The 9,156-nt window shown below is 70.3% G+C and carries 6 protein-coding genes; 2 read left to right on the top strand and 4 right to left on the bottom strand.

Annotated elements, in window-relative coordinates; translation table 11 throughout:
• Positions 1 to 218 precede the first annotated feature (218 nt).
• The 3 genes from E1293_RS21115 to E1293_RS21105 all read right to left on the bottom strand — a co-directional run bounded on the left by E1293_RS21115 (position 219) and on the right by E1293_RS21105 (position 4,354).
• The gene (locus tag E1293_RS21115) at positions 219 to 1,439 is read right to left on the bottom strand and encodes a putative PEP-binding protein (RefSeq protein ID WP_132199167.1); all 1,221 of its coding nucleotides are present in this window, start codon (positions 1,437 to 1,439) and stop codon (positions 219 to 221) included.
• A gap of 85 nt (positions 1,440 to 1,524) precedes the next feature.
• The gene (locus E1293_RS21110) at positions 1,525 to 3,351 is read right to left on the bottom strand and encodes an FAD/NAD(P)-binding protein (RefSeq protein ID WP_243716361.1); all 1,827 of its coding nucleotides are present in this window, start codon (positions 3,349 to 3,351) and stop codon (positions 1,525 to 1,527) included.
• Positions 3,352 to 3,454: 103 nt separating this feature from the next.
• Positions 3,455 to 4,354 carry an aldo/keto reductase gene (locus E1293_RS21105; protein WP_132199165.1) on the bottom strand — a complete coding sequence of 300 codons (900 nt, stop codon included), beginning with the start codon at positions 4,352 to 4,354 and terminating at the stop codon, positions 3,455 to 3,457.
• Positions 4,355 to 4,440: 86 nt separating this feature from the next.
• Between E1293_RS21105 and E1293_RS21100 the strand changes: the two genes are divergently transcribed.
• Positions 4,441 to 5,142 carry a TetR/AcrR family transcriptional regulator gene (locus E1293_RS21100; RefSeq protein ID WP_132199164.1) on the top strand — a complete coding sequence of 234 codons (702 nt, stop codon included), beginning with the start codon at positions 4,441 to 4,443 and terminating at the stop codon, positions 5,140 to 5,142.
• 99 nt (positions 5,143 to 5,241) lie between these two features.
• Here E1293_RS21100 and E1293_RS21095 read toward each other — a convergent pair whose 3' ends face one another.
• Positions 5,242 to 7,782, bottom strand: a complete 2,541-nt coding sequence (locus E1293_RS21095; protein ID WP_132199163.1) for a CBM35 domain-containing protein — start codon at positions 7,780 to 7,782, stop codon at positions 5,242 to 5,244.
• Between the two features lie 163 nt (positions 7,783 to 7,945).
• Between E1293_RS21095 and E1293_RS21090 the strand changes: the two genes are divergently transcribed.
• Positions 7,946 to 9,142, top strand: coding sequence for an ROK family transcriptional regulator (locus E1293_RS21090; RefSeq protein WP_132199162.1), 1,197 nt, complete (start codon positions 7,946 to 7,948; stop codon positions 9,140 to 9,142).
• Positions 9,143 to 9,156: the final 14 nt, after the last annotated feature.

The following is a 9,156-nucleotide window of genomic DNA, read 5'->3' as shown; positions in this document are numbered from 1 at the left end:
CTGCTGTACAGCAGCGGAGTACCGCAACAGCCGCTCACAGACGCTTACACGGGCACACGTCAGCGCACGGTGTAGCTGGGGTGGGCGGTGGCGAGGTGGGGTGTGCCGGTGGTTCGCATCGAGGGGGTCAGGGGTTCAAATCCCCTCAGCTCCACCCTTTTGGGCCGCTCTGGTTGAGGCTTTGTGTCTTGCCGGGGTGGCCCGTTTTGCTTGGGGCGTTAGACGGCTGCCGGGGTGTCGAGGAGCCGGTGGAATTCGGCGGTGCACATCATGAGGTTGCGTGTCGGAAGGCTCCGCATGTAGTGGTCCAGGTCGGCGCCCAACGCGAACACGTGCACTGGGACGCCGGCGTCGCGGCCCGACTCGACCACCTGGCGAAGTGCGGCCAGGACGGCCGGATGCCGGGTCTGGTACGTGGCGGAGACCAGGTGGTTGCCGCGGTCGGCGGCCAAGTAGAACTGAATCAGGTCCTTGGTGCCGACGAACAGTTCACCGGCCCCCTCGGCGCAGAATCCGGCCGCCGAATGGACGGCGGCAGGCGTCTCGACGAAGACGCCCAGCGGCGTTTCGTCCTTCAGGCCGAGGTGCTGCCGGAGCCGCAGGAACTCGTTGCGGTCGTTGATGAACGGGACGGCGAAGCTCAGACGGTCCGCGTCCGCGCCCAGGCGCTCCCGAATGCGGGCGCGGAGTGCCCGGAAGGCGCGCGGGTAGTGGCGCTCGGTCAGCAGCCATCTGGCGCCGTGGAGGCCGAGTTCGGGGTTCGGTTCGTTCTCCACGTGCGCGCCAGTGGTGATCTGCGCGGCGTCGTCCGAGCGGAGGTCGAGCAGCCGCATGATCAGACGCTGGCCGGGGAGGAGTTCGCGCACCATCGAGCACAGCGCGGAAGCTAAGGCGGCGCCGTAGCGCTCGGCCTCCCGGACACCCGCCCGGAGTGCGTCGATCGGGCTCAGGCCGGCGGCGAGGCAGAGGAACTCCTCGCGGATGAAGTAGGAGCTCGCGCGCTCGGCGCGCGGCGCGAGGGCGTTGGTGGAACGGATGTCCGCGGCGTCGGCGATGACCACGCAGATCGACTCGATGTCGCCGAAGGCGGCGTTCAGCGGCTCGGACGGCCGCGGCCCGGGGGCGGCCTCGCCGAGAACGACCGACTCGCGGTCGAGGAGGACGGTGACCTCGCCGGCGACCGCGTCCAGCTCGGACGGGTCGATCCGGAGGACGGGGATTCCCCGCGACCGGCAGAGGGACTGCATGTGGCCCGTCCGGCCGCCTCTCGCGCAGATCACCGCGGACGAGGCGATGATGGCCTCGTACAGTTCGGGGCCGAGCCTGTCGGCCACCAGGATGGCGCCGCCGACCGGTTTCCCGGTGCGGTTGCATGGCCCCTGAAGGCGCCGCTCGTGCGAATCGACCAGCAGAACACCGGTTATTTCCCGCGTGCTCATGGACGTCCTCTCACCGAGCATGGTCAGAGGCTGACAGCCGGCGAGGTGGCCGCGCACCTTCTCGAATGCCGAGGTGGCCGTCCGGCTATCGGGGCACCGGCGGAGAGTCGAGCCCGAGCAGGGAACGAAGGTCCCGCGGCGTCACGGACAAGTCATTGAGCCTTGTCGTGGCGGCGCCGTTCACAGCGAACCGCAAGGAATGGTCCGGGGCGGGAGCCGCGCCGCCGCGGGTCATGGCATCGCGCAAAGCTTCGAGGCTTTCTTCGAGCCGGGCCGCCATGGCTTCGCGGACGGCACGACGCCGCGCGGCCATCCGGTGCACATCGAGCTGGACGGAGCGGGCGAACGCCTCCCGCACCTCCTGGTCGTTGGACACCGCCACATCACCGGCCGGCCCGGCGTAGCAGGACTCCAGTTCACGGAGCACGGTCGCGGCGACGCCGACGGAATGGTTCTTGATCGCGGCGAGGTTGAACGTGAACGCGCCCATCCGGCCGTGCCGCACGATCTCGTCCCCTTCCCGGGGGCAGCCGATCACGGTGATCGGGCCGGAGCGGGCGCCGGACGGTCCGAGGAGGAAGCCGCCGTCGTCCACCTCCACACCGCGCCCGGTGCGCCGGTGCCGCGCCGCCGTCTTCTTCCGGAGCAGGTTCGTCCAGAGCGCCGAACCAACGCGCTCGTAGTCCGTCTCCCGGCCGAAGTTCGAGATGACGAGATCCGCTTCGATCGTCCGCGCGGGCCCCGGTCCGGAGACCGTGAGCCACAGAGTGCCGGTTCCGGTTCCGGCGATCGCGTCGACCTTCCCGGTGGTGAGGACGAGCTGCCCGCCGTCCTTCAGCGCGGCGTCGACGAATTCGGTGATGTAGGCGACGGCGCCCACCCGGAGTGTGGCGACCAGGCCGCCGTAGCTGTCGAGGAGCGCGCAGAGGTCGGACGACGGGACGCGCGCCAAGATCTCGGGAAGGTGGGGCTCCCAGGACTTCGCGACCCGTTCGGTGACCACCGCGGGTGCCATGCCGGGATGCTGCTCGGCGACTGCGGCGCACGCCCGTTCCCACTCGTCCCGGCATTTCCGGACGAGGTCGTCGCGCCCTTCGTAGCCGTCGGAGTGCAGTCGCGGAGCCGGCAGGCTGAGGACGTGGTGCCGGTGGTCGGACGGGTAGGTGCGGAGCGTCATGCCGGACCGCGAGATCATGTGGATCCTCCCGGTATGGCCGCGCCGCAGCAGGACCGACGCCGAGTCGTACGCGCTCAGCAACGTGCCGACGATGGCGACCTCGGCGTCCTGCCGGATGCCGAGGATCCGCTCGATCCCGGCCTCGGAGTAGGGGTGCCGCACGAACGAGGGGTGGTCCGCCACGTCCGCCGCGAAGGGAAGGTCACGTTCCTCCAGCCCCGTCGCGAGGACGACGTGGTCGGCCTGGAGTGTCACCCGGCGCCGTCCGGCGTCGGACGGCGGGACGGTGCGGTTCTCGACGACGACCTCCACGCGGCCGCCGCCGGTCTGCAGGTCGACCACCTCGCCGTCGGCCTCGACCAGCGTCACGCCGTCCGCGGCTTCTCGCGCGGCTTCAGCCAGGCGGGCGGCGAGGTAGTCGGCGTAGATCCTGCGGGGCGCCGGTCCGGACTCGGTGAACGTGAAGCCGCTCCACTGCTCGGGCCAGCCGGACCGGTCGGCCTCGTCGTTGGCCCAGGACACGAAGTCGTCGACGTCCTCGCGGAACATCGACATGCGGCCCGCCTGGATGTTGAAGACGTGATGCCAGTGGTTGCCGTTCGGGTGGTAGGCCACCCCGGCGCTCCGGTGATCGGGACGGCGCTCGATCACCACCACCTGCAGCGGTTCCCGGGCGAACTGCAGGAGACGGACGGCGGTGGCGGTACCGCCGAGGCCCGCGCCGACGACGATCACCCTTCGAGCGTCCGGTAAGCCCACGATGGCCGCTCCCTCACGCGCCGGATGGTCCGTGGAAGTGTGCACCGTCACGTGATCATAACGAACGTTATCTTTCGTCTCAACGGCCCGGCGAAGGGTGCGGCACGGACGCCGCCGCAGGCGATATCGGCCGGTCGAGGGCCGCTTTCGACTCGTCGACGAGTCCTGTCAGGCGCGCGACCTCGGTGTCGGTCAGCTCTTCGGCGACCTCGGAAGCTTCGATGTTGGACCGGAGGTGGCCGGGGCTGCTCGTGCCGGGGATGACGACCACGGAGGGTGAGCGGCGCAGCAGCCAGGCCAGTGCGATCTGGGCCGGTGTGGCGCCCAGGCGCTCTGCCGGGCCGGTCAGCTCCGGGTGGTCGCTCAGCCGTCCGGCGGCCAGCGGGAAGTAGGGGATGAAGAGGATGCCCTGGGCCTCGCAGTCGGCGAGGACCTGGACGCCGCTGCGGTCAAGCAGGTTGAAGCGGTTCTGCACCGCCGCGATGGGGGTCATCTGCTGGGCGCGCGCCAACATCTGCGGGGACGCGCCGGACAGGCCGATGCGGCGGACCAGTCCCTGGTCGCGCAGTTCGACGAGTGCGCCGAGCGACTCCTCCAGCGGTACGTCCTGGTGTGCGCCGGGGGTGTCACCGACGAGCCGGAGGTAGGTCAGCTCGCTCGCGTCCGTTCCGAGGTCGGTCAGTGCCTCGTGGACCTGCCGCCGGACCGTCACGGGGCGGCCGTCGATGACCCAGGACTTGTCCGGGCCGCGCTCCGCGCCGACCTTGTTGCCCACGATCACGCCCTCGGGGACCGGTCCCAGGGCCTGCCCGATCAGCTGGTTCACCGTTCGCGGCCCGTAGGCGTTCGCGGTGTCGAAGAAGGTCACGCCCAGTTCCATGGCCAGGCGCAGCACCCGCCGCGCCGCCTCCGGGTCGTCCGGGAATCCCCAGACCTTCGGGCCCGCGAGCTGCATGGCTCCGTATCCCACACGATGCATCGGCTTCTCCCGTGTATCACTGGAACGCTACTTGGCGTATCACTGGTTCGTATCAGTGATACGCCTCATGGCGTAGCATTGCAACCGTGGACGATGCGAAGACCCGCAACCGCCGGCAGATCCTGGAAGTGGCGGCCGAACTCCTGGAACGGGAGGGCGCCCAGGCGCTCTCAACACGCGCCGTCGCAGCGGCGGCGGGCATCCGGGCCGCCTCCCTCTACCAGCTCTTCGGCGACAAGAACGGACTCCTCTCGGCGCTGGCCATCCACGCCTTCGACCTTTACCTGGCGCAGAAGCACACCTTTTCGTCGAGCGGCGACCCGGTCGACGACACGCGTCGCGGATGGGATGCGCACGTCGACTTCGGCCTGAAGCACCCTGCCTTCTACCTGCTGATGTACGGCACCGACCGCCCAGGCCACCGCCCGCCCGCCGCGCGGGAGGCTCAGGAACTCCTCATGACATTCCTCGGCCGCGCCGCCTCCGAGGGCCGCCTGCGGGTACCGCCCGTCCTTGCCGCCCACCTCACCCTGGCGGCGGTGACCGGCGTCACGCTCTCCCTGATCGGCATCCCCGAGAGCGACCGCGACCCGGAGATCTCACCACGCATGCGGGAAGCACTCATCGACGTCCTGACCACCGACACGAGCCCGGCTCCAGAGCCCGCCCTCGCCGCTCGCGCCCTCGCGCTCGATGCCGCCCTCAGCGGAGCGGATCCGTCCACCGTCCCGCTCCGCCCCGTCGAGACCGCCCTCCTGCACGACTGGCTCCAGCAGCTCGCCCGCTAGGCGCTGCGTGTGCGCCCGTTCAGCTGCGTGTGCGCCCGTACAAGAGTCGGCCGGTCTCTTCCCCGCGTCGTTGGACGGAGGAAGAGACCGGCCGGGGTGTTATCGGCGGGTCAGGTTTATGGCCGCGGTGTGGGCGTGGCCGGGGTTGACGCGTGCTGAGAACAGGTGCGTGGTGTTGTCGTAGGTGACGTGGTCGACCGTGGCGCCGGCCGCGTGGGCCGTTACCGGGGTCGGGGAGTACCCGTGCAGGGTGACCGGGTCGTCTCCGCTGGCGAACGCGACGGTGGCGTGCACGCTGCCGTTGTCGGACAGCGACCGTATCCGCTGCTTGCCCAGGGACACGAACTTGCCCGCGTCACCGAGGAACGCGATGCCCGAGCGACCAACCGGGACCACCTGGAAGTAGGACCCGGAGCGGGTCACCTGGGCGGTGTAGGGGGCGTTGCCGTCGACCAGCGTGCCCGTGCCGGCGAAGTAGTCGTACACGTACGCCTTCCCGGTGACTCCGAGGCCGTCAGGACGGAACTGGGCGTCCGTCGTCGTCGGGACGGTGACCTTGCCGGCGCTGACGCCGAGGTTGTCGATGTTCGGGCCGTTGGCTCCCGTCGCACTGGCCCGCACGGTGTGCCGGCCGGCGGACAGGTTGAGGACGACCGGCTGCGCCGACCACGCGTCCCAGTTGCCGGTCGAGGCGAACGGCTGCGTGGTGGCGGCGCCGCCGTCGACCGCGACCGCGAGCGGACGGTCGCCGATGGCGTTGGCGTACCGGAACAGCAGCGTGTAGGTGCCGTCGGACGGCACGTCGACGTCCCACTGCACGTAGTCGCCGGAGTCGTGCCGGAAGTCGGCGAACCCGCTGCCGGTGTAGCCCTTGTGGTCCGTGGCGACCACCGGCCCGGACAGGGTGGCGTCCTCGGCCTCGTAGGTGGTGTCCGGCGGCGGCATCGGGATGTCGCGGGCATAGGAGAAGACGTACCCGGCGGACAGCGGGCCGTGCCGGCTGCCGGTCGTGGCCACCATCGCGCGGCCTGGGTCGGCGGCGTCGTTCACGTAGGTGGCGTCGTTGGGGACGATCGGGGTGTCCGGCTTGACGATCGTGCCGTCCGCTTCGGCGACCTTCTTCAGGTTTTCCGCGCTCTCCTCACCGATCGGGTCACCCACGCCGACCAGTCCGCCGGACAGGTTCTGCAGCAGCAGGTTCTCGGTTTCGGTGCTCATGGCGACGTCCGCCCACGGCCACATCCCCAGCGCGCTGGCCAGGCGTGAGGCGTAGAGGAACTCGTCCCACTTGGACCGCTCGAACCGGTCGTTCGAGACCCGGGTATTGGTCACGTTGTCGTACAGGGTGCTCTGCAGGAAGTCCTGTGGCAGCGGCATGCAGTACTGGACGTCGAGGCCGTTGGCCGCCGCGGCCTTCGCCATGTTGCCGAGGAAGGCGGCGCGGTCGTTGAGGTTGAATTCGGGTTGCGCGTGCGAGCACAGCCAGTCCTGCTCGAAGGTGTCGACGCCGTTGGCCTTGAGGTAGCGCATCCGGTCGTTCCAGAACGCCGGGTCCGTGACCACCTGCCCGGACGTCTTGTACTCCTGGTGGTACGGGCTGGACGGGTCGATCCACCGGGCATGGGTGATCAGCGGCACGCCGACGCTGCGCTGGAACGCCTTGAGCCCGTCCGGGAACAGCGTCCTGTCCGCCTCGTAGCGGTACTCGCCGCCGTCCTTGTCGTCCCAGGCGGCGTTCGCGCCCTTCGGGTAGAACCAGCTGTCGAGCTGCAGGTTCCCCATCGGCAGGCCCTTGGACTTCCACTCGTCCCGGACGGCCTTCAGGGTGCCCGCGTAGCCGCGGTCCTCGTCGTACTTGTAGTAGTAGGTCGCGCCGTTGTCGGTCCAGTAGCCGAGCTTGGCGAGGGTATTCGTGGCGTCCTGGGACGGCCGGTGCTTGCCCGACAGGCCGGTCAGCGCATGGCCCCAGGTGTCGTACACGTCGTTGACGCCGCTGCCGAAGGCGAGGACGGTGCGCTGGGTGAACCCGGCCGGCAGGTTGCCGATCTTCGAGGAGATGCCGCTGGTCAGCGCGCCGTCCGCGTCCTTCTTGGTGACCGCGGTGGTGAAGTTCGAGGCGGGCGAGAGCAGGTAGCCGCCGCCGGAGGCGCCGAACGCGAGGTACGGGCTGAGGCCCGCGTCGCCGGAGGTGTCGAACTGCCGGTTCGCGAAGCAGCCGGAGAACGTCTCGGTGTGCGGCAGCGCGGGCCGGGCCGAGAACGCGGGGAACGGGTGGGCGTTCGCCGCCGCCTTGCGGTAGGTGGTGCTGAAGAGCACCACTCGCTGCCGGTCGTAGCTGCGGATGGCGCTGGTCCGCGCCACTCCGCCCACCGAGTAGTCGAAGCCGGTCTCGTGGTAGGTGCCGACGCCGTCCCGGCCCTTGGCCTTCTTGATGTCGTCCACGGGGACGCCGACCGAACCGGCGAAGTGGTAGCGCGGTCCGCTGGTGTCGATGGTGTAGCCGCCGTCGGCGCGCACCGTCACCGTGGTGCTGGACGCACCGGCCGGCTCGGCGGCGATCGCCACGAGCGTCGGCAGGGTGAGGGTGAGGGCGCCGGCGATCGCGGTACGCCGGAGGAATCTTCGTGTCGGCTTGGTCATGGGGCCCTCCTGATCGGCGGGGGTGCTCCGGCCTCAGCTGCGCACACATGGGGGATTTCTGTGAAATTAAAGCGTGATTCTTGCTATGTCAACGGTCTAATTTGGCTCTATTATGCTGAGAACGCGACAGATTTAACGGCGACGCACCCGTGGAGATGACGCCATGAGCCCAGCCGGCCCGCGGTCCGGGCCCAGGTCGCACCGCACGTACAACCTCGACCGAGTGATCGCGGCGGTGCGGGCGCACGGCGCTGTCACGCGGGCCGATCTGGAGCGGACGACCGAGCTGTCGCGGGCGACGGTCGCCGCGCTCGTCGCCCGGCTCATCGACGACGGCACCCTGCGTGAGCTGCCCGCGGCCGGCGAGACGCGCCCGGGCGCGGGGCCGGGCCGGCCGCCGGCCCGGCTGGTGCTGACCGAGTCGGCGGGCCTCGTCGCCGGCATCGCCTTCAGCCACGGTGACCTCCGCGTCGCCGCGGCGACGCTGTCCGGCGATGTCATCGCCGAGCGGCACGTGCACCTGGTGGTGGACAACTCCGTAGCCGCGGCGCTCGACTCCGCCGCCGACAATTTCCGCGCGGTATTGGACGAAAGCGGCCACACGGAAGAGGACGTGAGCTGCGTCGTCGTCGGCCTGCCCGCCCCGCTCGACCGCCGCACGGGACGCGTGATGGTGAACAACGTCCTGCCCGGGTGGGTCGACCTGGATCCGACGGGCGGCCTCGAAGGCCGGGTCCACCGGCCGGTGTTCCTGGAGAACGCCGTCAACCTCGGCGTCCTCGGCGAGATGACCTACGGGGCGGGCGCCGGCCTACGCGACCTGGTGTTCGTCAAGGTCTCGACCGGGGTGGGCGCAGGGCTGATCTTCGATGGGCGGCTGTACCGGGGCACCACCGGCTACGCGGGCGAGCTGGGTCACGTGCAGATCGAGGCGAACGGACGGGTCTGCCGGTGCGGCAGCCGCGGATGCCTGGAGACGCTGGTCTCGACGCCGCACATCATCGCCGCGTTGCAGCCGATGCACGCCGACCCGCTCACGCCCGCCGATGTGGTCCGGCTGCTCGAGGCGGGAGACTCGGGAGCCGTCCGCGTCGTCGGCGATGTCGGACGCACCATCGGCCGGTCGCTGGCGGACATGTGCAACGTGCTCAACCCCGAGGTGGTCATCGTCGGCGGTGAGCTCAGCCTGCCCGGGGGGGCGCTCACCGACGGCATCAGCGAAGCGATCACGCGTTACGCCCAGCCGGGGGTGGCGCAGGCGCTGACCGTGACGACCGCGGCACTGGGAAGCAGAGCCGAACTGCTGGGCGCGATCGCCCTGGCCGTCCAGCGCACCGGCGCCCCGGCCCCGCCCACCTGAGACGTCGCGTCCGG

The organism is Actinomadura darangshiensis (assembly GCF_004349235.1).
GTDB lineage: Bacteria > Actinomycetota > Actinomycetes > Streptosporangiales > Streptosporangiaceae > Spirillospora > Spirillospora darangshiensis.
The sequence above is the reverse complement of the archived record's forward strand: the minus strand, read 5'-3'. Positions and strand labels throughout refer to the sequence as shown.

Bases quoted from the DNA above. Each gene is read 5' to 3' on its own strand.
- E1293_RS21115 (WP_132199167.1), bottom strand. From the start codon at position 1,439: ATGAGCACGCGGGAAATAACCGGTGTTCTGCTGGTCGATTCGCACGAG.
- E1293_RS21105 (WP_132199165.1), bottom strand. From the start codon at position 4,354: ATGCATCGTGTGGGATACGGAGCCATGCAGCTCGCGGGCCCGAAGGTC.
- E1293_RS21095 (WP_132199163.1), bottom strand. From the start codon at position 7,782: ATGACCAAGCCGACACGAAGATTCCTCCGGCGTACCGCGATCGCCGGC.
- E1293_RS21090 (WP_132199162.1), top strand. From the start codon at position 7,946: ATGAGCCCAGCCGGCCCGCGGTCCGGGCCCAGGTCGCACCGCACGTAC.